Source organism: Microvirga sp. RSM25, from assembly GCF_044784385.1.
Taxonomy (GTDB): Bacteria; Pseudomonadota; Alphaproteobacteria; order Rhizobiales; family Beijerinckiaceae; genus Microvirga; species Microvirga tunisiensis.
The window spans coordinates 686,781-711,139 of record NZ_CP173040.1; the positions used below are offsets into that span (position 1 = coordinate 686,781).

Sequence of the window (24,359 nt, forward strand, 5' to 3'; positions counted from 1 at the left end):
AAATGCAAGCGGAATCCGTTGGAAAACTTTCGCGCATGGCTACGAACGCTACGAAGAATTAAGACTCTTTGTGCGGCTGCTTCTTGAATTCGACGTAAAGCAAGCTGAGTTTCTGCGCGATAAACTGCCCAAAGTCTGGCTCGAGTTTGTCGTTCACCACGAGGGTAGTCTTCCCAAGGCTCTGCGAAATCCTTGCGACTGGCTTGCCATCCGGCGTGTGCCATGTCTCCGGTGGCGTTGGGCTTGTCCGCTTTGTTTTGAGAGCACCGAGAAGAACCTCGAAGCGTTGGTCGCTAGATGCGGTCTCGAATGCAAACGACTCGATTGCCGTGCGGGCACGCTTCAGTGCATCCTTACTCTGCAGGGTTTCTGCAAGTTCATCCCAGCGGACCCGGCCAACGCTTGGTGCAGGACCGATTGCATTGGCAATATCCCCGGGTATCTTCTGTGCCAGCGAAATCAGGCGTGAAAGGGCAGCTTTGTCGACCGAAAGCGCGGACATGATGATGTCGCGCGTATAACCGTTCTTCTCAAGCGTGTGCGCAAAGAGCGCCTTCTCAAGGAACGAGAGATCTGAGCGCGAGCTGTTCTCCTGCCCTTGCGCAACGACAAGCTGTGTATCCGTCAGCTCACGTACGACTGCACGGACTTTGCGGCTAAGCGCGGCAACCGCTCTCAGCCGCCGATGTCCGTATGCGACTTGATAGCGCTTTGAGTCTTTTGGGTGTGGGCGGACCAGAATAGGGACGAGCTGCCCCTCTTTTTCGATCCGTTCCTTAAGAAGTGCATCCTCCTCAGGGTCGCTGCCCATCCGGTCGGTAATAAAGGCAGGGTCCACCAGCGAAGGATCAATTTCGACAACAGCAGCCCCAGCACTGAGCTGTTGCTCGATCTCCTTAGCGCGTTCCGCTTGGGACGCAATGCGTTCAAGCGACTGGCCAATTGAGCCGAACGCACCCGTCTTCGTGATTGTCGGTGCTGAGCTCGCCCTCATAGGCGGAACGGAATTGTTCGTTCCGGTGCTCTCTTTCGCAGGAACGGCGATGTCCGGGACATCAGGACCAACTATGTTAGCAAGAAGATTTTTGCGTGCCATCACACCCTCCCCCAGGCTCGCTGGACCAGAACCTCTATTTCTGAGTTCACCATGTCCAGCGCCTCAATCGCACGGTCATAAGTTGACCGCGTAAACTGCTGTCGATCGACCTCATACAGTGTCTGTTTGGTAATACCTGCATCAGCGATTGCCGTGCTCTTCACCATCGGATGGGTTAAAACTCGCTGGCCGAACATCGAGCGCATGAAACCAACCATCTGCGTCTGGGGACCGTCACCAGGTTCGTAGCGGGTGACTAGATAGCGGAGCCAATCGTGCTTGGTATTGCCCCCAGCCCGCGCGACGACGTCCAGCAGCTCGCGCATCATGATGAGAAACTGGTTCATCGACATCACGTCGAGCATCTGTGGGTGGACCGTCAGCAGAACTGAGGTCGCGGCGCAAATTGCGGAAAGGGTGAGAAAGCCCAGCTGGGGTGGGCAGTCGATGACAATGATGTCGTACCGATCCGCCACGGACTCGAACGCACTGCTGAGGCGCGCGAAGAACATCAAGTCCTCGGCTCCTCGCCCCGTAAGCGCTTTGGGCGTCTCATGCTCGAATTCCATGAGTTCAAGGTTGCCTGGCACCAGATCGAGGCCCGAAACATACGTTGGCCGGATAATGTCTGAGAGGGCTCGCCGCTCCTCGTCGTAGCGAATAGCGCCATAAATCGTCTCGTTAGGACCGACGTCAAATTCAGGCTGCTGCCCAAACATGGCGCTTAAGCTCGCTTGGGGATCAAGATCTACAGCGAGGACTCTGTAGCCACGGAACGCGAGATACTGCGCAAGATGAGTAGAGGTGGTCGTCTTGCCCGAGCCGCCCTTAAAGTTCATGACCGAGATCACCTGCAGGTGCTCGGATCCGATTCGATGCGGGACATATCGGCGCTTGGAGCGCATGTTCGTGTCGAGATACGCCCGGATTGCGTTCATATCATCGAGCGAATAGAATCGACGCCCAGTATTCGAGACCTCCGGGTCGCCTGCCCTACCCTCTTGAGAGATCTGACGCAGGTAGCCGTCATTCACACCGATGAGTTTCGCGGCCTCTGCGGCGGAGAAGCGCCGGATTGTTTTCGATGCTGTCGGAGGGAACAGCTCGAGACGGTGCGCACGCAGGCGCTTGGTAAGTTGGTCGGTGTCGGCTGCAATCACGTCACGGATGTCATCCTGCTCACCAGACCGTAATTGAGCCTGCTCAACTGCCGCTTCCATTCTCATCTCCGCTTTGATGTCCAACTTCGATTTTTGCGCTAGTTCTGGAATAATTCGAAGTTGATACTCGCGTAAACAGCTTAACCGCTGATTAAGAGGTGTGACTGCATTTCGCTGAAGCGAGTTGTACACGTACAACTATGCCGGCCCGATTCGATTGCAGACATGTTGTTACAGCGCGTGTGGAAGGCGCGAAATCAGCCTATGCAACAAGGTTCGATTGCCATCAGGAACAGTTGTACATGTACAACTAGATCCCCGCTATTCGTGGTTGGGTCCTTCCCTACCGCGCAATCATCTCGATTGAGCATTTTTGGAGCAATTGGGGCACTGCAGGCCGTTAGAAGCGTGACTTAGCGCGTTAGTTCTCAGCGGCTCTTAGCGAACCTCACATGTCTGGAATGGCTCAGGAAGGATTGTGCCTTTCAAACAAGGAGAACCTCTAGATACTGCAGTTCTCTTCCTGGTGAGGGACCACGCACACATCGTTGCTGTTAGAACGAATCTCCCGCGAGCAGTTTCATACTGCAACACCCTAAGAACCGGATCCACCGACCACCTACAAGTGGGTCAGGAGGAGCGGGGATCGGGCGCTCGTGCGCAACAGCGGGCGGGGATCAGTTGTACATGTACAACTCGGCACACGAGCTGGGCTCAAATGAGATAGTAATCGGCACTAGTCTTAGAGTTGCCTCAACTCGATGCAGAACAAACGCTCTCTGGCAAGAATGGGGAGGGGACCCCTGCCGCGCACTCTCGGGTCGATCCTGCTCCTTCCGACCTAAGCAGCCGGCGATTCTTGATCCTTACTATCGGTTAGATCGGCAAGCTCTTAATGAACTGTCGAGATCTATCGCCGTCGTGAATCCATCCGGCATAATCGATTCCGCCTTTGAATTGGACGGCCTCGTGCATGAGCGTGACACTGGGGTATGCCTCACGACAAGATCCAATATCTGGTACTGGACCGCCGCGACCCAGGCGCCAACATAGCCCGATTTTATGTACTCTCAATCGAGGCGAGCCTCTTTGGTGACGTCGCGTTGATCCGTGAATGGGGTCGGATCGGGACCGTAGGACAGCGAACGACTGAGCTTCACGAGAGCGAGGGCAGCGCCATGGAAGCCCTTGAGGTATGGCTACATCGCAAGCAGAGGCGGGGCTATGTCGCCCGATCCGGTGGAAGATAAGGTTTTACCCAGCGGACCTCCTAGCATCCAATCGGCTCCCTCCCCTCGGTACCGATCGTCCCTTGGTCCCTTGTGCCTCCAGCAAGGGCTTAAGGTACTGGCGGCACTCAAGCCTGAACATGAGGCCGCTATGAAGCGCGGAACCTTCACCCACTCCATGCTGGATCTGTGCGCAGCCCCTCCCCTCACCCAGCAAGCGCTCGAGTTCTTCGGCTGCTTTGGCGACTGATCTATCCGGCCGTCCTCTCATGGGCGGTAGCATCACGGAGGCCCTTGGGATCAAGATCGGCCATCACATCCTCACCCGCCGGCCGACTGGCTGTACCGTCATCCTCTGCGAAGACGGTGCTGTGGGCGGCGTGGACGTGCGCGGCTCTGTCCCTGGCACCCGAGAAACTGATTTGCTCGATCCGACCAATGCCGTCCAGCACGTCCAGACCATCCTGCTGTCAGGCGGCAGCGCCTATGGGCTGGAGGCCGCCACTGGCGTGATGCGCTATCTCGAGGAGCGCAAGATCGGGTTCAAGTTGCGGGCGGGCATGGTTCCGATCGCCCCCGCGGCCATTCTGATGGACCTCAGCGCAGGCGACTTCACCGTCCGCCTGGATGCCGAGGCCGGATACCAAGCTTGCCTCGCCGCAGCCTCACGCCCAGTCCAAGAGGACAATGTCGAGATAGAGGCGGGAGCAACGGCGGGTAAGCTGTTCGGGCCAGCCTTTGCGATGAAAGGTGGCCTCGGAACAGCCAGCCATCGGGTACCTGGTACGGATGTTGTCGTTGGCGCCATCGCCGCCGTGAACGCCGTCGGCGATATCTACCATCCCGACACGCGCCAGATCCTTGCGGAAGCTAGACAGGAGGAGGGGCGGGGCTTCCGGGACACCATGGCGGCGATCATGGGCGGCTACCGCGTTGTCACATCGGCAGGCAGCAATACGACGATCGGGGCAGTAGCCACCAACGTGCCGTTCAGCAAGGTCGAGATGGGCAAGATCGCCCAGATGGCCCTTGATGGCTTCGCCCGCAGCAGCAATCCCGTGCACACGACGTCGGACGGTAACACGATCTTTGCGTTGTCCACGGGCAAGACCTCATCCGTCCGCGCCGATGTCTCCGCCATTGGAGCGATCGCTGCCACCGTACTGGCCCATGCTGTGGCCCGTGCGGCGGTGCAGGCCGAGAGCCTGAAGGAGCATCAGCTTCCAGCGCATAGAGACTACGTGAAGGGGTGAGTTGAGTTCATCGGCCCGATCTCAGGGGCGGCGAGGGGAGCCCGCTTCCCTCGCCTTGGACTCCATCTATCAGAGACGCCTGGACGATGTCCTAGACGGGCTTTGGCACGGCCAGCCCAGCCTTTCGCGCCCGGTCGAGTTGCTTCTTCACTGACGAGGCTGACCATGTGAGGCCGCCGCGTGGGGTTCGCTCCCGCATGCGTTCGAGTTGTGCTCCGATCTCCCGCAATGAGAGGCTTGGGTCGGTCATGGCGATGCCGGCAATCAGCGTCATGAGCCGATCCTCCGGGTTCTTGCGTGGAGCAGGCTGGAGGAGGGCAGGGTCCGCCATGTGCTGTGAGACGAGCTTGCCGACCGCGCGGCGCAGCCGAGCCGCGGTCCACGCTTGCCCGCTGTCGGCGAGCACGCGAACAACATCCTCCCACGGGTGCTGCGGACGCATGCGGCGCACCGTCGGCATCCATTGGTCCGCGCCGGCAATCAGATTGTCCACGTAGATCTTCTCCCGGGCCAGAGCAATCTTGCGGATGGCCTCCGGCTGACGTTCACGCATCCCCGGGTTGCCCGGCTTCTTGCCTCGCGCCTTTGCCGCCTTGATGCCGGCCCGCGTCCGCTCCGAGATGAGGGAGCGCTCGAGCTGAGCGACGGCACCGAGCACCTGCAAGGAAAATATACCTTGTGGGGTCGAGGTGTCGATGGGGTCGCGCAGGGACCGAAAATGCGCCTTCCTGGCCTCTAAGGTTTCGATCACCTCAAGAAGATGGCTCACTGAACGCGCCAGGCGGTCCAGACGTACCACGACCAGGACCTCACCCGGCTTGATCTCCCGGATGAGCCGCGCCAGCACCGGCCGGGCTCGGCTTGCCCCAGATCCGTGCTCCTGGTGGATCTCGGCGCAGCCGGCAGCGCGCAGTTCGTCGAGCTGAGCATCGTGCGCCTGATCCTCAGTAGACACGCGGGCGTAGCCAATTAGGCGCTTCCTGGAAGGGGAGGGGGCCATTAATGGTTGTCAATTTTCGAAGTTGATTGCACTCCAAATGCCTTGTTTCCCAAGCAAGTGAAGTGGCTCACGAGACATTCTCAGGCTCGAAGCTGATTGCACCGTCAATCACTTTGCATCGGAGCCGGTTGCACGAAAAACGGCTATCCAAAATTTCGTGTGGAATTGGTGGTCTCCTGCGATACTCAGAAGCCGAGGAACAGGATATCAAGTGCCCGCTTGATCGCGTCCTGATCGGCGGACAACGAGCCGACAGGGCGTTGCAACTCACGGACCGGGATGGATCCCAACTGATAGGTCAACAGAAGGTAGTCGGTTCCCTTAAACCGAACCAGCGGGGTTAGCCCGGAGATGATCGTGGCCTTGTCGCCGGGGACCATGGGCGCGACGATACGGACTGCCAGCCGATCCAGGAGGTCCGATTGCAACTCCACCACATAGCCCTTGGTGTGGCCGACCCCGGCATAGACATCGAATTGCGCCATCAGAATTGCCGGAACTCATCCAGGATCAGACCATCGCGTTCGATCATCGCATTGTGGGCATCAATGGCTTCCTTATTCTCCTCCAGCCAGCGAGCCCGCCGGGCTTCCGCCACCGAGCGAGCCAACCCACTTTCGCAGGCTTGGGAAACATTGACCTGCAAGGCTTTCGCCTCATCCACAAGTTCGACAGGAAGAGTGACATTCGTTGGACGCCGAACCCGCGCTTCTCCAACTGGCTTAGGCATTGCGGTTCCCCCAGAGTGTAGATGCGCACATTTTATGCGCATATAGCGCGTAAGTAAAGCCAAGCCTTGATCTGCTGATTCCACACCGAAATCCGAAAGGCCAAAAGATTTCGATCCGCTTTGAGGCGGCTAGCATGCAGTCGCCTTCGAACGAAAGTGCAATCCACTTCGAACACTGACACCCCGATTACGGTTTCCGGTGCCTTTGTACACTTTCGCTTCTTACGAGCAACTGATCGTTTGAAGACGTTTCTCAAGCCATTTTGTTAACCAGCCCGCGAGGGGAGGGCTTCTCCAGAGCGGGCAAAAATGGCTTAAAAATAAAGATCTTAGCCGCTCGGCTTCCGCTCCATGCGCAACCTGTCTGTGGTTGATCCAAGTGGAGCAGGTGACCTTTTCAGCCCGGTGCTGATGCAGGCTTGAGAAATAGCTTAAACTCATCCGCCACATCGTAGCGATGGCTTGCTTTGCTCCTCTTCTTACGGCTATGCTGTTTCTCATCAATAGTTTAGCTTATATGACACCATCGTAGTTCCTGGGTAAGTGGGGCATTTTGGGGGGCAACGATTCCCTCAGAAGAGCATCCGTGATTCAATCCAGGCATGACATCGCCGCCCGGTAGGTCCAGCAAGCCCCTGTCCTCGACGGCCCTGCGCCAGCTGGTCTCGGATCTGGCCGGCAAGATCGATCGACTGGAGCAAGAGGTCGAGCAACTCCGCCTCGACAACAGCAACCTGCGCCACGACAACCAGGCCCTGAAGGACGAGATCGCCCGGCTCAAGAACCTGCCGCCGCGCCCGCCCTTCAAGCCCTCCGGCATGGAGAAAGCCACTCAGCCGCGACCCACGGGCCCGGGCCGGCGCCCCGGCCGTGGCGCCAAACGGGATCGGGTCACGCGCGAGGTGACGATCCGGGCCGAAGTGCCACCCGGCTCGCGCTTCAAAGGCTACAAGACGGTGGTGCGACGGGATCTGATCCTGACCGCCGAAGTCGTGCGCTACAAACGGGAACGGTGGGTGACGCCCGAGGGGCAGACTATCATCGCCCCGTTGCCGGTCGGGGTCACCGGCGGGTTCGGGCCTGGCGTACAACGCTTCTGCCTCGCCCTGCACATGCAAGGCCAGGTGACCACCGAGCGCCTGACCGATCTGCTGAACGGCATTGGCCTGTCGATCTCGAAGCGGGAAGTCGTGCGCCTGCTCACCTCAGATCTGGAGCTGTTCGCGCAGGAAGACCGCGCGATCCTGCAGGCGGGCCTGACCTCGTCGCCGTACCTCACCGTCGATGATACCGGCGCGCGGCATGCCCGCCGTCCCGCTGTGACCACCCAGATCGGCGGTGAACGCTTTTGCGTCTTCCGCACCAGCCGATCAAAATCGCGCCTGAACTTCCTGTCGCTGCTGCGGGGTGGGTGCGAGGACTACGTCGTCAACGAGGCCGCCCTGAACTATCTGCGCCGGCAGCCGGTCGAGGCCGCCGTGATCGCCCGATTGACGAAGCTCCAGGGCAGAGTGTTCAGCTCGCAGATGGAGTGGTGGCAGCATCTGTTGCAGTGTTCGATCAACATCTTCGACCGGCCTCTGCTCCGGCTACTGGATGAAGCCGCCACCTGGGGTGCGCTCCGGCATCGCGGGCTGATGGAGAACACCGTCGTGGTCTCCGATGATGCCGGCCAGTTCCGCATCGCCCAGCACGCGCTGTGCTGGATTCATGCCGAGCGCCACCTGCAGAAGCTGATGCCGGGCTCGCCCAAGCAGGTGAAAGCAGTGGTGCTGGTCCGCGAGGCGATCTGGTGCTTTTACCGCAGCCTGAAGCTGTGGAAGCAAAGCCCCGCACCGGGTGGGGAGAGGGCCTTCCGGCAGCAGTTCGACAAGATCTTTGGTCTGCGCACGGGCTACAAGGAGCTCGACGAGTTGCTGGCCCGCCTGGCGCGGCGTAAGGCCGAGCTGCTGCGGGTGCTCGAGCGGCCGGAGATCCCGTTGCACACCAATGCGTCGGAGAACGACCTGCGGGCCTGGGTGATCAAGCGCAAGATCTCCGGTGGCACGATGAGTGCCGATGGCCGGGTGGCCCGGGATGTGATGCTGGGGCTTTCGAAGACCTGCCGCAAACTCGGGCTGTCGTTCTTCGACTATCTTGGCGACCGGCTCGGCCTGAATGGGGATCAGCCGAGAATTCCGCCCCTTGCCGACCTCGTCATCCGGTCAGCCTAAGGCCCACCGTCCCCCAAACTGCCCCGATGACGTTCCTGAGGCAGAGGGCTCGATCTCGACCCGGCTGCAGTCAATTCCGATCCCCATTCTCCGTTTCGACGCTCGATTGAAACGGCTTTGACCATGAGACGACCCACACGCCGGGAGATTGCCGCACAGGACCGCCAGATGCTGGACCGGCAGGCGCAGTTTCGCCTGGCGGCTGATGCCGTGACGGCCGCGCTCGCCGGGGTGGCCGAGGTCGAGGCGGTGGCGTTGATCGGCTCGGTTGCCCGGCCGTTGTGGCGAGAGGTGCCGCGCTTTCAGCCCTTCCGATACTGGGACGTTCCGGTCTGGCACGAATGCAAGGATATCGATCTGGCGGTGTGGCTCGATCGCCTGGACCCGCTCCCGACCCTCAATCGGGCCCGCAGCCTGGCCCTCCACCAACTGTTCAAGGAAAAGCAGATCGGGATTGCTCACCATCAGGTCGAGATCTTCATCCTGCAAGGAGAGGTGAACGCCTATCGCGGCCGGCTCTGCTCCTTCTCGCAGTGCCCGAAGGGCAGGCGGGAATGCCTGGTCCCGGGTTGCGGACGGGATCCGTTCCTGCAGCAGCACGCTGGCTTTACCTTCTGGCCGGACGCAGTGGCACCAGATAGAATCATGCCCCTGTATGATCGGCGGCGCGGGATCCTGCGACGTGCCTCCGAGACACCGGCCGAGGGACAGGACGATCATGTCGCGACAGGGTGATGCCGATGGGACGAGAAGGGGAGCATGGGGATCTATGGTATCCCCGTGAGCCATGGTGCCATGCTCCTTTCAGTGGTGCCCGATCAGGCGGAATGGCAGCGGTCCGGACCAGATCGGCACCGGCGGCCCGGCGAATTCTCGTGCTACTTGTGAAGGGCCCTCAGCCGTGTTCAGTGGGTCTTGCGGCTCCTGTTAAACGGGCAGTGCGGATTGAAACACTTCGGAGCTCGTTCAGCCATCATGCCCCGGATCCAGTTGCGTCTCACACCGCGTGGGCACCTCCTGCTGGAGGAGGCGAACGACGCGCCCACCCTGGATGACACCGTGGCGGCACGGCTGGCCAGGGCCTTTGCCCGTGGCACCGGGTACGGGCTGTTACAACTCGGAGCGGGCGAGATCGGCCGATCCTTGCCCCCCGCCCTCAACTGGTGGCGCGATTTCGCTGTCCGCTATGTGGAGGCGGTCTGTCTTCATGGGTCGGGCGGAGCAGGAGAGGGGCTATCCACCGCGATCTTGCCCACCGTTGCCCCGCCGCCCGAGGCCGAACTCGCAACGCTCGTTCTGACGGCCCCGATGATGCCAGGGGCGGAATACTTGACCTCCGATATCCTGCGTGGGCTGTGGGTCGACCTTGGCACCGCGTTTGCCGCGTCGTTCACAGCAGCCGGCACTGACCTGCAAGCGTTCCTCAAAACACTGAACCCGGCCTGGAACCTGATCGGCCGCGTTCACTTCAATCTGGCCGAGAACCGCCGCGACCCAGAACGGCCCTTTGCCTTCCTGGCCACCTACACCACGCGCCTGTCGGCCCAGGCCAAGGCCCAGCATGTGCCGCTCAGCCAGGCCCTGCGCGAATACGCCGGCGCGGCCGATCGAGACAAGCTGCTGTCGCTCTTGGTGCCGGTGCAGCGGGCAGCGGAGCGCGTCAGTTGGCTCAAGGCCATGGTCGAGACCGGGGAGATCTTTCATCCGCTCCGCTGGAGCCCGGCCGAGGCCACACGGCTTCTGACCAGCGTGCCCGACCTGGAAAGCGCCGGCGTGGTCGTACGCCTGCCCGCGCACTGGCGCGCGGGCCGCCCGTCACGCCCGCAGGTCACCGCCACGATTGGCGCCCGGCCGCCGTCTGGGACCGGCCTCGAGGCTCTGCTCGACTTCCATATGGACGTGACCCTGGAGGGTGAGCCGCTCACCGCCGCGGAGATGGCCACCTTGCTTGCCGGGACCGAGACGCTGGTGCTGCTGCGTGGCCAATGGGTGGAGATCGACCGTCCGCGTCTGGACCGTGCGATGCGCCGCTTCCAGGAGGTGCAGGAGCTCGCCGAACAGGAGGGGCTCACCTTTGCCGAGGCCATGCGCCTGTTGGCCGGCACTGAGGCCACCGGGGACGACGAGCCCGCCGCAGGTGCCGACTGGTCGCACATCACGGCCGGAGCGTGGCTGACTGAGACGCTGAGGGCGCTGCGCAACCCCGACGGTGCCGGTGTTGATCCGGGCCCCGCCCTGAAGGGACGCTTGCGGCCGTACCAGAAGGCGGGTGTCGAATGGCTCCACCTCCTGAGCGGGCTTGGCCTTGGCGCCTGCCTGGCCGACGACATGGGGCTGGGCAAGACGATCCAGGTCCTGTCACTGCTGCTGATCCAGAAACGGAAGAGCACTGAACGCACGCCGAGCCTGCTGGTGGCTCCGGCATCGCTGCTGGCCAACTGGGCGGCGGAGATCGAGCGCTTCGCCCCCGGGCTGAACGCAAAGATCGTCCATCCCTCGGCGACGTCGGCCGAAGACCTCAATCAGATGACGGGGGAGGGATTGTCCGCCTTGGATCTGGTGATCACAAGCTATGGCTCGCTGCTGCGTCTGCCGCTGCTGGGTACAGCGTCCTGGCGCTTCGTGGTGCTCGACGAGGCGCAGGCGATCAAGAACCCTAACGCCAAGCAGACGCGCGCCGCCAAGGCCCTGCAGGCTGAAGCCCGGATCGCCCTGACCGGAACGCCGGTGGAAAACCATCTCGGCGACCTGTGGTCGATCTTCGACTTTATCAACCCCGGCCTGCTTGGCAGCGCCAAGGAGTTCGGCCGCACCACCAAGGCCCTGGCGGAGCGACCGCACAACCCCTATGGCCCGCTGCGTGATCTGGTCCGGCCCTACATCCTGCGCCGGATGAAGACCGACAAGACTGTTATCACCGACCTGCCGGACAAGACGGAGGTCAAGGCGCTGTGCCCATTAAGCCGCAAGCAGGCTGCCCTCTATGCCGAGACGGTGACGGGTCTGACCAAAGCCTTGCAGGATGCCGACGGGATTCGGCGCAAGGGTCTCGTGCTGGCGACGCTGATGCGGCTGAAGCAAATCTGCAATCACCCCTCGCAGTGGCTGAACGATGGTCGGTGGGCCGAGGCCGACAGCGGCAAGTGGGCCCGCCTGCGCGAGATCGCAGGGGTCGCCGCCGCCCGCCAGGAGAAGATGCTGGTCTTCACCCAGTTCCGCGAGATGACGGCGCCACTGGCGGCGTATCTGGGCGGGATCTTCGGCCGAAGCGGGTTGGTCCTGCATGGCGACACCGCGGTCAAGAATCGCCGGGCCCTGGTCCAGACCTTTCAGGAGGACGAGACCGTGCCGTTCTTCGTCCTGTCCTTGAAGGCGGGCGGCTCGGGGCTGACACTGACCGCGGCGTCTCACGTCGTCCACTTCGACCGCTGGTGGAACCCGGCGGTCGAGAACCAGGCCACCGACCGGGCTTTCCGGATCGGCCAGAAGAACAACGTGCTGGTCCACAAATTCGTCTGTCAGGGTACAGTGGAGGAGAAGATCGACGCACTGATCGAGGCGAAGAGGGGCCTATCGGATGACCTGCTCGCTGGTGGAGACGAGATCAACCTGACCGAGATGAAGGATGAGGATCTGCTGCGGATGGTGACCCTTGATCTGAAGTCGGTCATGGCGGAGTAAGGCGGATGGCTCCAGGGTTCGAGGACGGATGGCCCCCCTACGTTCCGGTTGCGGAGCGTCGGAAGCAAGCCGCACGCGAGCTGGAGAAGCTGCGCAAGAAAGGGCACCCGATCGCCCCCATTCTCCTGGCGGGGCGCACCATTGCCCGGACCTTCTGGGGCCAGGCGTGGTGCAACAATCTGGAGAGTTATCAGGATTTCGACAACCGCCTGCCGCGCGGCCGGACCTATGTGCGCCATGGCGCGGTGATCGATCTCCAGATTTCGCCGCTGGAGATCCAGGCGAAGGTCAGTGGATCGTCGATCTACAAGGTCAGCGTCACCATCACGGCGTTGGCGCCGACGCTATGGCGGTCGATCTGCACGGATTGTGCCGGCGGCATCGACTCCTGGTCGAGCTGCTGCAAGGCCGGTTCTCCCAGGGCGTGATGGAGCGGATCTGCCGCCAGGACAGAGGTCTGTTCCCCAAGCCGTCGGACATCCGGTTCTCGTGCACCTTCCCGGACGGGGCCCTCATGTGCAAGCACGTTGCCGCGGTGCTGTATGGCGTCGGGGCCCAGCTTGATGAGAGGCCCGAGCTTCTGTTCCAGTTGCGTGCGGTGGATGAGAAGGATCTGGTCGCCGATCTTGACACGGCGCTGTCACTCTCGAGCCGGCCGCTCGAGGTCAGAAAGCTCCTGGAGACGGACGACATCTCAGCGTTGTTCGGTTTGGACATGGCGGAGACTGGAGGCGCAATCCCCGGCCCGGATGCTATCCCAGCTGTCTCCGAGCCAGTGGCCCGCGCTCGACAGAAGCGGACCAGCACGAAGGTGGCGGGACGCAAGGCGGTCATTCAGTCCCGTCCGGTACCCGCTGCTCGAAAAGCGAACCCGCACGCCGCATTGCCGGCACGGCAGATCCGTAAAACCAGCAAGGCCAGTAAGGTGCCACATTCCGGTGAGCCGATCGCGCAAACTCGGCCTCTCGACGATTCCCCGATCCGAAAGGCGTCCGGACGAACCCGAGATCCCAAGGCCGGGAAAGGCAAGGGGCAGCGGACAGTCCCGAAGCCGGAGATAGAACTGACCCAAGACGGGTTCGTGAAGTGGTGGAAATGACCTCCCAACCCACCGGAACCAGGAGCGCTTGGATGCCTCTGAGCACGGTGTGACGAGCTTCCTCCACGCTTGGATCAGAGCGGCCGAATACCCATATAAAGCCCATGCCGCCCAAGGGATCTTCGCCTCGCACCCTCGACCTGTTCGAGGTCACACTCACCGTACCAACACCTCGGTCCGAACCGGCTCCTGCCTCGGCCGAGCTGTGGGAGCTTGCCAGCCTGTCTGATGCACAACTGGCGAAGCATCTTGGCCAGCTTATGAATGAATTGCAGCGCCGGATGGAGGCGGGCAGGGGGAGTGGGCCTGAGTTGAAGGCGGCGGTCAGAAATGTCAGCGCATTCCTTGAGCGCCACCATCCGCATCCGCCAAAAAAACGGGGCAGGTCCTCACGATCCGATAAGACCTCATCCGCATTGCAGGAGGGGCAACGCAAGGCGGTGCGGGCTGCTCTTCTGGCGGGGGTGGCGCCGGCACAAGTCGCGAAGCATTTTGGTCTTCCACTTGCCACCGTCCGAAAGGTGCTTGAGGAGCCCGCGTAGAGTTCCAGGTGTAAGCATCCGAGGAGCCACGCGGACTTCAAGTGTCGCGCGTAATCCGGTTTGTCGTATGATGGTGGATGTTCATGCGGCCTGCTGCGAAGCCGGATCTCCGGTCTGGCGCAACCTCTTCCATTCCCATGGCAGCATTTCATGGAGGCGTGAGACCGGCAGGTTGGCGAGGCGAGCGAGGATATCGGCGAGCCAGGCCTTCGGGTCGACATCGTTGAGACGGGCCGTCATGATCAGCGTCAGCATGACAGCAGCCCGGTCGGCACCGCGATCGGACCCGGCGAAGAGCCACGATTTCCTGCCGCAGGCCACACCACGCAACGCCCGCTCGGCGGCGTTGTTCGTGAGACAAATCCTGCCATCGTCGACGAAGCGGGAGAAGTCGGCCCAGCGCGAGAGCATGTAGTTGATCGGCTCGATCACCGGGGAGGATCGCGACAGATGACCTCGCTCCTGGCGCAGCCAGGCCTCCATCTCGTCCAGCAGCGGCTTGCTCCTCTCCTGCCGCACGGCGAGCCGCTCAGTCGCGCTCCGGCCGTTGATCTCGCGCTCGATGGCAAACAGCGCATCGATGCGCCGGACCGCCTCCAGCGCAATCGGAGAGATCGGCCTGGCGTTCCGGCCGCGCCGGGGATTGCGGGCGACATCGACCAGTTCGAAGAATTTCCTGCGCGCATGCGCAAAGCAGAAAGCGGCCGTGATGGGCGTCTGCTTCTTCGCCGGGTCGAACAGCGGGTTAAAACCATTGTAGCAATCAGCCTGAAGCACGCCGCCGAACCCGGCCAGGTGTTTCTGCGGATGCTCGCCGCGGCGATCGCGGGAGGCGTAATAGACTGCGGCCGGCGGCGCAGGCCCGCCGAACGGCTGGTCGTCCCGCACGTAAGTCCAGATCCGTCCGGTCGTGCACTGGCCCTTGGCCAGGATCGGGATCGTCGTGTCGTCGCCATGCAGCCGTTCAGCGTCGAACACATGGGCTTCGATCAGGGCGAAGACCGGCTGAAGCGCGGCGCTGACATGCCCGACCTGATCGGCCAGGGTCTGGGTCGACAGCGCGATGCCTTCGCATGTGAAGCGCGTGCTCTGACGGTTCAGAGGGATGTGCTGTCCGAACTTGTCGAACACGATCGTCGCCAGCAGATGCGGACCGAGGAAGCCGCGCGGCGTGGCATGGAACGGCGCGGGCGCTTGGCTGATCGCCTCGCAATCCCGGCACGTGAACTTCTCCCGCACCGTCTCGATCACCTTGAAGCGGCGTGGGATCTCCTCGAGCGTCTCCGTCACGTCCTCGCCCAGCTTCGACAGCCGTGCGCTGCCGCAGCCCCCGCAGACCGTGGGCGCCTCAACCACGACGCGTTCGCGCTCAATGTCATCCGGAAAGGGTTTGCGCACCGGGCGCTTGCGCGTGAAGGCGCGCACGCTCTGCGTTCTCGCCGCTGCCGCTTCAGCGGCCAGTTCATCCTCGCTCGCCGCCGCCACTAGCTCTTCGAGCTGCAATTCCAGCTGGTCGATCAACCGTTGGGTGCGCTCACGGCGTGGGCCATGCTTCTCGCGTTCCAGCTTTCCGATCTGCAATTGCAGATACGCGATCAGCGCTTCGGTGCTGGACAGCCTCGCCCTAGCATTGGCCGCGTCGGCGACCGCCGCATCCCGCTCGGCCTCGCTGCGCAGCCGTGCCTCGCGCTCAGTCAGCAGCGCGGCCTGGGCGCTGGCAAGGTCCGAAGGCAGCGAGAACGGTGCCGATGACATGGCACCATTGAATCAGATTTCCCAGCAACTTCAATGGCAAAACCGGCTCACACCCGCGTCGGACGCCAGGTTTCCTGGGGATTGCGCCAGTCGATTCCAGACAGAAGATAAGACAGCTGCGCCGGTGAGATCGCAACCGCGCCGCCCTCCACATTCGGCCAGATGAAGCGGCCTTTCTCCAATTTTCGCGTGAACAGGCAGGCTCCCTGACCGTCATGCCAAATCACTTTGATCAGGTCACCTCTGCGTCCCCGGAAGCAAAATAAGTGGCCCGCCAAAGGGTCATGTTTCAAAATCTCCTGCACCCGAAGAGCCAGAGTGGGGAAACCACACCGCATGTCGGTATGCCCGGCTGCCAGCCAGACCTTGACGCTCGAGCTCATCGGAAAGAGGTTCATCGCAATGCCTCAAGGCCCCGGACGATCCGCAGCAGCGCATCGATGTCGACATCCCGGTCGACGATCACCTGCCGCCCGTTCGCAGTGACGACCTCCATCCGACCGAGGCCGCGTGGAGGATGCTGTGCCGGTGCCATCGGCCCGGAAGGCTCCAAGGGCGCGCGAGCGTCCGGAACGACCAGGGCAGGCACAAATCCATCGCATGACCCAGCGCCGAGCCGCCCCTCTCTGTGAGCCTTGCGCCAGCTGTTCAATTGAAAGCGGGTGATCCCGTGCCGGCGCGCCGTGGCCGACACCTGCTTTGGCCCGCGATAGCTCTCGGCCACAATCGCAAGCTTCGCTTCATCGCTGAAACGGCGGCGACGACCACTGTCGACCACGTCCAAGCGGCTGACCGGCCCACGATCCCTGATAATGTCCATGGCTACAACACCGTCCATATCGACGTCGATATAGCCAGTGCTCTTCCAAATGCCTCAATCCCACAAGGCGGCCCAGCCCGGATGCGTACTTCCAGGTCGAGTGGGCATGCTCCCAACCGGGGTCGCATCTGAACCCTATTCGCCAGCCTCGTTCAGAGCGTCTGACTTTTAATCAGAGGGTCCTGGGTTCGAGCCCCAGCGCGATCACCACCGCAAACCCTTAACCGGCAAGGGTTTTACTCTCTCGAGTGAGCGAGTGCCCTTCTCAAGTCATGTCGTAGGGTAACGCTCAGGGTAACAAAGGATGTTCGATAGACGTCCTTGAGCAATCGTTGCCTTTGTGAATCGGTGCGAGAGATCGGCTCTTTTGTCTCTCTTAAAAACACGCTCCAAGCTCACCCTCCCGGAACAGATTAAGCACAACAGGCACAACCGATCGGCTCGCAAGCTTTGGACATTGGCAGGGCAATGGAGCCAATAGCGAGTTGCCCGCTTGGCGCGTCAACTCACAGAGTGCTCTGCAGCCCAGGCAAGCGCGTCCGACGCCGTCCGCTCGCGATTGGTTGAGGTAACCCGCGCGAATTCTGATAGCGAACGGCTATGCTCCTGGCGGAGATGTCATTTTTACGGTCTTCAAACTTCCCTCCTTGCTCCGCTCAGAAAAGGGTTTTGGGTTCAAAGAGTTGCTGAAACAGGATCCAGGGTATGAGGACTATAGGATACGTTCGTAATGAGGCCTAAAGCGTAGAACGGTCAGCCTCCAGCGTGGCAGGAGAGGGACGTCGGCCGACCATTTATCCACAGCCTTCCTTGGACTATATGGCCACGCTCTTGCATTGTGGGACAAAACGAGGCACTTTTCCTACATAACGGGTTCTGACCTTGGAGTGCATATGAGCGAGTATGGCGATCAGTCACCTAACCCGGTTAATTCACGGCGCCCCATCTGAGATTGGCTGTACGAGCCTTACTGGTAAAGTTGACCGGATTTCAGGCATGTCCCCACCACCTCCAGGCGTTCTGCTTGGCGGATGAGGGCGGCGGGTTTGCAGGTGGACGGGACAGGGCTCGGGTCAGGGGCGTGCGCGCCCCGTTCCTCAGGTGACGAGGCGCGGAATGCGGCCAAGAACCACCCGCAGGATCGTCTGATCGGGGCAGGCGCTCGGCAGGTGCAGCCGGATCTGGGTCTTCCGTTCAACCACCCGGGCGGCAATCTTGATCAGGCGCAGGCGCAAGGTGTCAAATTGCGCGATGCGCCAGAGCGAGCGCTTCGGCATCATCGCGCGCAGGCCCCACATCAGCCAATAGGCGCCCGCGTGCAGGAACAGCCGGAACTGGTTTGCCGTCGCTTTGGTGCACGACGTGCGGTCGGCCGCCAGATGGGCTTTCCAGGCCTTGATGTGATTTTCCGCTATGCCGCGCCGACAGTAGATCCGCTCATAGAGCGTTCTGGCTTTGCCGCCGGCAAGATTGGTGACGATGAACCGGGTGTCGCTGCCCTGCTCGCCCGCTTCGACACGGGCGATGATGCGCTCGACCCGGCTCCAACTCTCGGCACCGTCAAAGAACTCCGTGAAGCGCCGCACCTTGCCTTGCAGGGGAGCCGCGGCAAAGCGCGCCTTGGCGCTCGCCTCCAGGCCAGCGATATGCCGGCGCAGGGTCGAGGTCGAGGCCACTCCGAGGATGAAGTCAACGCCGTTGGCTCGGCACCAATCAATCACCAGCGGACCGCAGTAATGGCTGTCAGCCCGGATCAGGATGCGGGTGGTGGGCCAGTGGGTTCGGATCGCCCGGATGAGCCGGCGCAGATGAGCCCGGATCTCGGTGCCCTTGGGCCGCTTGGCCGGCCGCAGCACGGCGGTGATGAAGCGTCCTTCACCGTCGAACACGACCATGGGCTGAAAGCCGTATTCGTCGTAATGAGCATTGAACAGGCGCAGTTGCTGATCGCCGTGAACGGCATCGAAGGTGTCGTCGAGGTCGAGCACGATCTGCTTCGGCACCTGTCGGAATGAGGCGCAGTACAGATCGATCATCGTGCGTCCCATGCGCACCAGCGAGCGCGCATCGGGCACATTCTCCAAGCGTGAGAGCGTGGGCTGTGAGGCGAGATGGCGATCCGATGGCAGCACGTCCTGCGCCATCTTAAAGATTGGATCGGCGCGCAAGCTCGTGGCGTCGTTGCAATCCTCATAACCAGCAGCGATCATCAACAGCCGGAAGCGGATCAGATCGGCCAAGCGATGAACGACCTGATCCTGAGAGCGTGGGTCATCGATGCACGCGGCGAGCCGCTCGGCGACACCCAAACGCTTCTCCACCTCGCGCAGGGCGAGAAGGCCAGCATCAGACGACAGCAATCCGCCATCGAACCGAGCCACAACGGTTTTGCCGCCAACAGGTGACAGGCCCGGCAGTGGAAGCGTAGAATGGTTCATGGCGGGTGGGTTCTCCCAGAAATGAGGCGGATCGGATTCAACAACCAAATCCTAAGTCATCTCAGGGCCTTGAGCTACACCCGCCAACCCTCCATGAATTTTCCGGGCTAGCAGATTTGCCTGGCTAATGCTTTCCGGGAACCAACCGTATGTTCTCGGTGCAGCGGAGAAACAAGCGCTGCGGGAAAGGGCTCTTCGTGAAGATCCCTGGGAATCCGGGTATGGTTCAGCAGGACCGCGCATCGATATCCAGTCCTGGACGCAAGGCATCGAAACATGGTTCGATTGACATATAGCATTGCCAAAGTACTTGCCGTGTTCAGCACTACCGCGGCGCTCGGACAAGAGAATGGACGGCGTCCTCTTTCCTCCATGATGACGGAAGACTGGAACGTCGAAACAGTGATCGAAGATCTCGACTATCCGTGGGAGATCGAGCGCTCAGGCGACAGGATTTTCGTGACGGAGGCCGGCGGCAATGTCGTCCTTTATGCCAATGGCACCGCGCAACGGTATGCCTTGCGCACGACGGATGCGATCGTGCGTGAGGGTGGCGGTGGCCTGCTGGGCATGGCTTTGGCCCGGGATTTCGATACCAGCGGACGGGCGTTCTTCTACCACACCTATCGCTCGAATGACGGCCTCACGAACAAAGTCGTCGAAGCCCGCTTCGATGGGCAGGCTTGGCAGGAAACCAAGACACTGCTTGCCGGGATACCCGGCCACAGGCTTTACAACGGCGGACGTATTGTGATCGGTCCTGACGGATACCTCTATGTGACGACGGGTTGGACTGAGGATTGGCAGCGGCCCCAGATCTCGGGAACCTCGCCGGCAAAATCCTCAGAATGACCCTCGATGGGGCGGTTCCCGCGGACAATCCATTTCCGAGTTCGTATGTTTACTCCTACGGTCATCGTAACCCCCAAGGAATAGCATGGAGCCCGGCGGGGGATATGTTCGAGCTTGAGCATGGCCAGTCAGCCCGCGACGAGTTGAATACGATCAGACCGGGTGTCAATTACGGTTGGCCGGTGATCGATGGCGACAGCCAACGCCAGAGCATGCAAAACGCGACATTGAATTCCGGTTCTGAAACATGGGGGCCGTCCGGAGCAGCGTTCGCCGGGAATGAGTTGTTGGTCGCAACCCTCGTAACGCGCGGCCTGTACCTCTTTGACCAGAAGGCCGGAGCCTTGAAGGAGGTCTTTTCGAATGGTGAGCGTTTGCGCGATGTTCTCCCAGTCGGTGAGGACATCTTCGTGATTACGACCAACAGATCACCCCGCGGCGAGGGCCCTTCCGATGATCACCTGATACGATTGTCGCCGAAGCGTTAGCAACGCAGCACCGCCGACTTACTGCCTTTATGCCTCGAGAGCGTATCCCGTGGGCCCCTGACGCTCGTCCGTGTTTTGAAGACCAGCACATCGTACAACACAAAAGGAAAATCACATGAATATCTCGTTTAACAACAAAGTCGCAATCGTGACCGGCGGCGCATCAGGCATGGGCCTTGCGACCGCTCAGGCATTTGCCGAAGCCGGCGCGTCGGTCGCCATCGCCGATATCAACGAGGAGCGCGTCATGGCGGCAGCCGAGAGCCTCAAGGCGGCCGGTCACAATGTCATTGGAATTCGATGCAATGTGGCGGAGCTCGAAGAAGCCGAGGCGATGGTCAAAGAGACTGTTTCGGCTTTCGGCCGGCTGGACTACGCCTTCAACAACGCGGGCGTCCAAAGTCCGGTAGCAGAGACGGCCGACGCAGACCCGAAGGACTACGACTTCGTCATGGGCGTCAACCTGAAGGGCATCTGGAACTGCATGAAGTACGAATTGCTCCAGATGCGTGCGCAAGGCACAGGCGGAGCGATCGTCAATAACTCATCACTAAGTACAGCGTCGGAACTCATATGGAATGAGCACCGATAATGATGCGCACTCTGTCGGGACAGCTGTTGCAGCGGTCGAAGAAAGCTCTGGTGGCGGTGAGTAAGTCCTGAACGGTGTCGAACAGCTCACAGTGCGTGACCTCGCGCCGGAACTGGCGCCAGAGCATCTCGATTGGGTTGAGCCATGGACTGTAGGTGGGCAGATACAGCAGCACGAGACGGCCCGCAGCGCCTCGCAGCACCGCCTCGATCTCCTCGTCCTCATGCGTGCTTGCATTGTCCCACGCCACATACATGGTCTTGTCGGTATGATGATCGAGCAGCGCCTGGAGAAATTCTGCCACCTCCCGTCGGCGCTTGTGATGGCGCGTGATGACCAGAGTCTCGCCGGTGTGCCAGTTGACCGCCCCAAGGCCATAGCGCCGCTTCGGCTGCATCGGTGTGGGGATCATCACCTGCTGGCCTTTCGGGCTCCACATCGCCCGCAGGGTGGGATGCCAGCTGATGTTGAACTCGTCAGCGTAATAGAACACCGCATTGAGCTTCAGGTCATCGCGAGCGTCTTCAACCGTCTTTTTTGACAGCATAGTCGGGATCGGGACTGGTGATGGTGTGCTGCGGCCGGCTCAGTGCCATGCCCCCCGCCCGCAGGAGCCGCTGCACGCTCGGTACGCTCATGCGCAAGCCTGTCTCCTCGGCCAGATGATCGGCCAGCCGGGCGGCGGTCCAGAGGGAGAACGGCAGACCCAAGGCACGTGGGCGTCGGCGCACAAGTTTCAACAGACGGGCCCGGTAGGCGGGCGTGACCTTGGGCGGCGTGCCCGCGCGTGGGGCATCGGCCAGGCCGGTCAGGCCTTCCGCCTCATAGCGCGCCAGCCAACGCCGCACCGTCTCCTCGTGCTGACGCACGATGGCGGCGATCTCAGTCGCGACCAGATGGCGTTCGGCCGAGAGTAGGATCATCAGGGCGCGAATGCGCACCCGCGGATCAGGACTGGTGTGATAGAGCTGATCAAGCTCGCTCAGCTGCTCTGGGCTGAGCGCATCCAGGCAAATGGGACGCATGGCCGACCCCCGGCTGCCCCCGCGTGCCAACATACCACAGAACTTCCAACGCTGTACTTAGGTGGCCTCGTCGGAATTGCTGAGCGCGGCATCTATCACGCCTCCAAACATGGCGTGGTCGGCCTAACGAAGAGCGCAGGTCTGGAATACGCGCCCAAGGGACTCCGGATCAACGCCGTGTGCCCCGGCATCATCGAAACGCCGATGGTCTCGGGAATGTTGGAGACGCAGCCAGAAGCCATGGCAGACCTCATGAAGGAAGTTCCAATGGCTCGCCTCGGCAAGGCCCATGAAATCGCCGATGCCGTACTTTGGCTCTGCAGCGATTATTCCAGCTTCATTGTTGGGCATGCTCTACCTGTTGATGGTGGTTACACAGTTCGATAACAGGCCTGACGCCGGGCGGACTTCACCCGTCCGGCTTCGGCGCCAACAAGGCTTCTCACTCGGCATGCTCGGTTTCTTATCGAGCAGAAGAAGCAGAGCATGCGCGAACCTTCTTGAATGTTCATCCAGTCTCAAGATAAGCCCGCTTCTGGCACGAGGCAGGCGAAAGCCGAACTTCCCTAGCCACAGGGTAAGCTGACCTTCATAAGGCCAAGCCCAACGGCTCAGTTTAACCCGAAGCTGACTCCAGCTACTTAGGGGTAGCATTGCAGCTTCCGGTCGTTCATCGAAGGTCTCTATCAGGCTATTCACCCGCGATATCCATTAACCTACAGACATGAGTTCAAACTGGTCGCGTCCCTCTTCGCGAGCATGGCATCTGCCGATGCATCGTGTCCGGCTATGAAGCAGTCGACACAGTTCTCCATCCCGGGAATAAAACTGCAAGAGGCATGGTCTTGCCGGTAGGGAGCAGTGACCGGAAATGACATCCACCTTGCTCCTCGATCCACCGATTGATGGAGAACCGTGATGTTGAACCTGTCACGCCGAGGTGTCCTGGTCAGCGCGGCCATGGCAGCGGCTTTCGGGCTGCCGAAGCCATTGGCCCTGATTGCTAACGCTCATGCAAAGACGCCTGTGGAGCCGACGAAGGGCTTCTACAAGTACAGGGTCGGGTCGATCGAGGCGACCGCCGTTTATGACGGCATCTGGCGCAAGCCCCATGATCCAGCCTTCATCAAGGATGTAAGCGTCGATGAGATCAAGGCGGCACTCGCCAGAGCAGGCCTTACAACCGACTTCATGCCGATCCCGCTCACGGTATTGGTTCTGAAGATTGGCGACAAACACATTATGATCGATGCTGGATCCGGTGTCGGGCAGTGGCAAGCCAACGCCACCCACCTGCCGGCCAACATGCAGGCGGCTGGCATCGATCGTCGCCAGATCAGCACGATCCTGATCTCTCATTTCCACCCGGATCACGTATGGGGCCTGATGGAGAAGGGTACGGACAACGCCGTGTTCCCCGAGGCCGAACTAGTCGTGAACAGTGCCGAGTACAGGTTCTGGACGGAGCCGGGCCGCGTCGAGCAACTGCCGGAAGGCCGTCGCCAGGCCGGCAAGCGCATTGCCGATGTCTTCCCGACATGGAACAATTGGAGGCTCGTCGAAAACGGCACTGAGGTCGCGCCTGGCATTCATATCCTTGAAGCTTTCGGCCATACGCCCGGGCATTCTGTCTTTCTGGTGACGTCAGGCAGCGACCAGCTGATGGTGTCGAACGACACCATGTACGTCCCGGCTCTCTTGGCGCCCCATCCGGAGTGGCAGGGCGCCTATGACCAGGATGGGCCGATGGCGGTGATCACCCGCCGCAAGATCGTCGACCGTGTCATTGCGGACAGGATGATGATTTGCGGCGCCCACTTCCCGTTCCCTGGCCTTGGTACGTTCATGAAGGATGGCAATGCCTATACCTTCTCCCCTGTTGAAATCTAATACAGCAAGTGAGGACGGATCATGTTGAATAAGGTCTCTCTCTTTTCGTTAGCTCTTCTGGGTGCGATGGCGCTCACGCCGGCCCTGACGAGCACTGCAGCCCTGGCAGTCGACGATGACACATCGGTCAGCTCGGTTGATCTGAGCTCCGTGCGAGACAAGATCAAGGCAGCAAACTATTCCGCGGCGCTGGAAGAGCTGCGGGGGCTGGCTGAAGACACCCAGCAGGCGGATGTCTACAATCTCCTCGGCTACACCCTTCGCAAGACAGGCGACTTCGAAACGTCGCTCGCCTACTACAACAAGGCGCTGCAGCTCCAGCCTGATTACAGGCCGGCCCGCGAGTATTTGGGCGAGCTGTATGTCGAGACCGGGAACATCGGCAAAGCCAGGGAACAGCTCGCTGCGTTGGTCAAGCTCTGTCCAGGTGGCTGCGAGGAGCGCGAGGACCTGGAGAAAGCGCTGGAGGGGAAATAAGAAGTTGATTAGCGGGTGG

Annotated in this window: 19 protein-coding genes, 1 tRNA gene and 4 pseudogenes; 13 read left to right on the forward strand and 11 right to left on the reverse strand. The window is 61.2% G+C overall.

The features are described 5' to 3' along the window. Nucleotides 1-58 precede the first annotated feature (58 nt). Nucleotides 59-1,096 carry a plasmid partitioning protein RepB gene (repB, locus tag ACD578_RS29335; protein ID WP_404294468.1) on the reverse strand — a complete coding sequence of 346 codons (1,038 nt, stop codon included), beginning with the start codon at nt 1,094-1,096 and terminating at the stop codon, nt 59-61. Beyond that, nucleotides 1,096-2,316, reverse strand: coding sequence for a plasmid partitioning protein RepA (repA, locus tag ACD578_RS29340; RefSeq protein WP_404294471.1), 1,221 nt, complete (start codon nt 2,314-2,316; stop codon nt 1,096-1,098). The genes repB and repA overlap by 1 nt, the downstream gene beginning before the upstream one ends. Before the next feature lie 932 nt (nt 2,317-3,248). Here repA and ACD578_RS29345 point away from each other — a divergent pair. Both ACD578_RS29345 and ACD578_RS29350 read left to right on the forward strand, forming a co-directional pair. Continuing rightward, complete coding sequence (locus tag ACD578_RS29345; RefSeq protein ID WP_404294473.1) at nt 3,249-3,506, forward strand: WGR domain-containing protein; 258 nt, start codon at nt 3,249-3,251, stop codon at nt 3,504-3,506. 130 nt (nt 3,507-3,636) lie between these two features. Next, nucleotides 3,637-4,738, forward strand: a pseudogene (locus ACD578_RS29350) (P1 family peptidase). 91 nt (nt 4,739-4,829) lie between these two features. On the opposite strand, the gene ACD578_RS29355 reads toward ACD578_RS29350, so the two are convergent. The 3 genes from ACD578_RS29355 to ACD578_RS29365 form a co-directional block, all read right to left on the reverse strand. Further along, nucleotides 4,830-5,738 (reverse strand): recombinase family protein, encoded by a 909-nt coding sequence (locus ACD578_RS29355; RefSeq protein ID WP_404294476.1) that lies wholly within the window; start codon nt 5,736-5,738, stop codon nt 4,830-4,832. Nucleotides 5,739-5,923: 185 nt separating this feature from the next. Further along, complete coding sequence (locus ACD578_RS29360; RefSeq protein ID WP_404294478.1) at nt 5,924-6,223, reverse strand: CcdB family protein; 300 nt, start codon at nt 6,221-6,223, stop codon at nt 5,924-5,926. After that, nucleotides 6,223-6,510 (reverse strand): type II toxin-antitoxin system CcdA family antitoxin, encoded by a 288-nt coding sequence (locus ACD578_RS29365; RefSeq protein ID WP_404295535.1) that lies wholly within the window; start codon nt 6,508-6,510, stop codon nt 6,223-6,225. The genes ACD578_RS29360 and ACD578_RS29365 overlap by 1 nt, the downstream gene beginning before the upstream one ends. Nucleotides 6,511-7,070: 560 nt before the next feature. On the opposite strand from ACD578_RS29365, the gene ACD578_RS29370 reads away from it, so the two are divergent. The 5 genes from ACD578_RS29370 to ACD578_RS29390 all read left to right on the forward strand — a co-directional run bounded on the left by ACD578_RS29370 (nt 7,071) and on the right by ACD578_RS29390 (nt 13,461). Next, a complete protein-coding gene (locus ACD578_RS29370; RefSeq protein ID WP_404294480.1) occupies nt 7,071-8,681 on the forward strand; it encodes a transposase in 1,611 nt (536 codons plus the stop codon). Nucleotides 8,682-8,804: 123 nt separating this feature from the next. After that, nucleotides 8,805-9,416, forward strand: coding sequence for a hypothetical protein (locus tag ACD578_RS29375; protein WP_404294450.1), 612 nt, complete (start codon nt 8,805-8,807; stop codon nt 9,414-9,416). Nucleotides 9,417-9,656: 240 nt separating this feature from the next. Beyond that, nucleotides 9,657-12,362 carry a DEAD/DEAH box helicase gene (locus tag ACD578_RS29380; protein WP_404294482.1) on the forward strand — a complete coding sequence of 902 codons (2,706 nt, stop codon included), beginning with the start codon at nt 9,657-9,659 and terminating at the stop codon, nt 12,360-12,362. Nucleotides 12,363-12,367: 5 nt separating this feature from the next. Then, nucleotides 12,368-12,790 carry a hypothetical protein gene (locus ACD578_RS29385; protein WP_404294484.1) on the forward strand — a complete coding sequence of 141 codons (423 nt, stop codon included), beginning with the start codon at nt 12,368-12,370 and terminating at the stop codon, nt 12,788-12,790. After that, nucleotides 12,709-13,461 carry a hypothetical protein gene (locus tag ACD578_RS29390; RefSeq protein ID WP_404294486.1) on the forward strand — a complete coding sequence of 251 codons (753 nt, stop codon included), beginning with the start codon at nt 12,709-12,711 and terminating at the stop codon, nt 13,459-13,461. The genes ACD578_RS29385 and ACD578_RS29390 overlap by 82 nt, the downstream gene beginning before the upstream one ends. A gap of 623 nt (nt 13,462-14,084) precedes the next feature. On the opposite strand, the gene tnpC is transcribed toward ACD578_RS29390, so the two are convergent. Genes tnpC through tnpA form a run of 3 tightly spaced genes read right to left on the reverse strand, consistent with a single transcriptional unit; the run spans nt 14,085 to nt 16,578 of the window. Beyond that, nucleotides 14,085-15,758 (reverse strand): IS66 family transposase, encoded by a 1,674-nt coding sequence (gene tnpC / locus ACD578_RS29395; protein ID WP_404294488.1) that lies wholly within the window; start codon nt 15,756-15,758, stop codon nt 14,085-14,087. Nucleotides 15,759-15,805: 47 nt separating this feature from the next. Next, nucleotides 15,806-16,156, reverse strand: a complete 351-nt coding sequence (gene tnpB, locus ACD578_RS29400) for an IS66 family insertion sequence element accessory protein TnpB (RefSeq protein WP_404294489.1) — start codon at nt 16,154-16,156, stop codon at nt 15,806-15,808. After that, the gene (gene tnpA, locus ACD578_RS29405) at nt 16,153-16,578 is read right to left on the reverse strand and encodes an IS66-like element accessory protein TnpA (RefSeq protein WP_404295537.1); all 426 of its coding nucleotides are present in this window, start codon (nt 16,576-16,578) and stop codon (nt 16,153-16,155) included. The genes tnpB and tnpA overlap by 4 nt, the downstream gene beginning before the upstream one ends. Nucleotides 16,579-16,672: 94 nt before the next feature. On the opposite strand from tnpA, the gene ACD578_RS29410 reads away from it, so the two are divergent. Beyond that, a tRNA-Lys gene (locus tag ACD578_RS29410) sits at nt 16,673-16,788 on the forward strand. A gap of 887 nt (nt 16,789-17,675) precedes the next feature. Here ACD578_RS29410 and ACD578_RS29415 read toward each other — a convergent pair. Further along, nucleotides 17,676-19,016 carry an IS1380 family transposase gene (locus ACD578_RS29415; protein WP_404294490.1) on the reverse strand — a complete coding sequence of 447 codons (1,341 nt, stop codon included), beginning with the start codon at nt 19,014-19,016 and terminating at the stop codon, nt 17,676-17,678. A 375-nt stretch (nt 19,017-19,391) separates the two neighbouring features. Here ACD578_RS29415 and ACD578_RS29420 point away from each other — a divergent pair. Then, nucleotides 19,392-20,356 (forward strand): annotated as a pseudogene (locus ACD578_RS29420) (PQQ-dependent sugar dehydrogenase). A 115-nt stretch (nt 20,357-20,471) separates the two neighbouring features. After that, a pseudogene (locus ACD578_RS29425) lies at nt 20,472-20,909 on the forward strand (SDR family NAD(P)-dependent oxidoreductase); the annotation flags it as partial. 16 nt (nt 20,910-20,925) lie between these two features. On the opposite strand, the gene ACD578_RS29430 reads toward ACD578_RS29425, so the two are convergent. Both ACD578_RS29430 and ACD578_RS29435 read right to left on the reverse strand, forming a co-directional pair. Continuing rightward, nucleotides 20,926-21,495: an IS630 family transposase gene (locus ACD578_RS29430; protein ID WP_404294492.1), complete on the reverse strand. Its 570-nt coding sequence runs from the start codon at nt 21,493-21,495 to the stop codon at nt 20,926-20,928. Then, complete coding sequence (locus ACD578_RS29435) at nt 21,473-21,889, reverse strand: helix-turn-helix domain-containing protein (RefSeq protein WP_404294493.1); 417 nt, start codon at nt 21,887-21,889, stop codon at nt 21,473-21,475. Before ACD578_RS29435 ends, ACD578_RS29430 begins: the two co-directional genes overlap by 23 nt. A gap of 141 nt (nt 21,890-22,030) precedes the next feature. Here ACD578_RS29435 and ACD578_RS29440 point away from each other — a divergent pair. From ACD578_RS29440 to ACD578_RS29450, 3 genes and pseudogenes are all read left to right on the forward strand, one after another. Further along, nucleotides 22,031-22,360: pseudogene (locus ACD578_RS29440) on the forward strand (SDR family oxidoreductase); the annotation flags it as partial. A 531-nt stretch (nt 22,361-22,891) separates the two neighbouring features. After that, nucleotides 22,892-23,863 (forward strand): MBL fold metallo-hydrolase, encoded by a 972-nt coding sequence (locus tag ACD578_RS29445; RefSeq protein ID WP_404294495.1) that lies wholly within the window; start codon nt 22,892-22,894, stop codon nt 23,861-23,863. Nucleotides 23,864-23,884: 21 nt separating this feature from the next. Next, the gene (locus ACD578_RS29450) at nt 23,885-24,340 is read left to right on the forward strand and encodes a tetratricopeptide repeat protein (protein WP_404294496.1); all 456 of its coding nucleotides are present in this window, start codon (nt 23,885-23,887) and stop codon (nt 24,338-24,340) included. Nucleotides 24,341-24,359 lie beyond the last annotated feature (19 nt).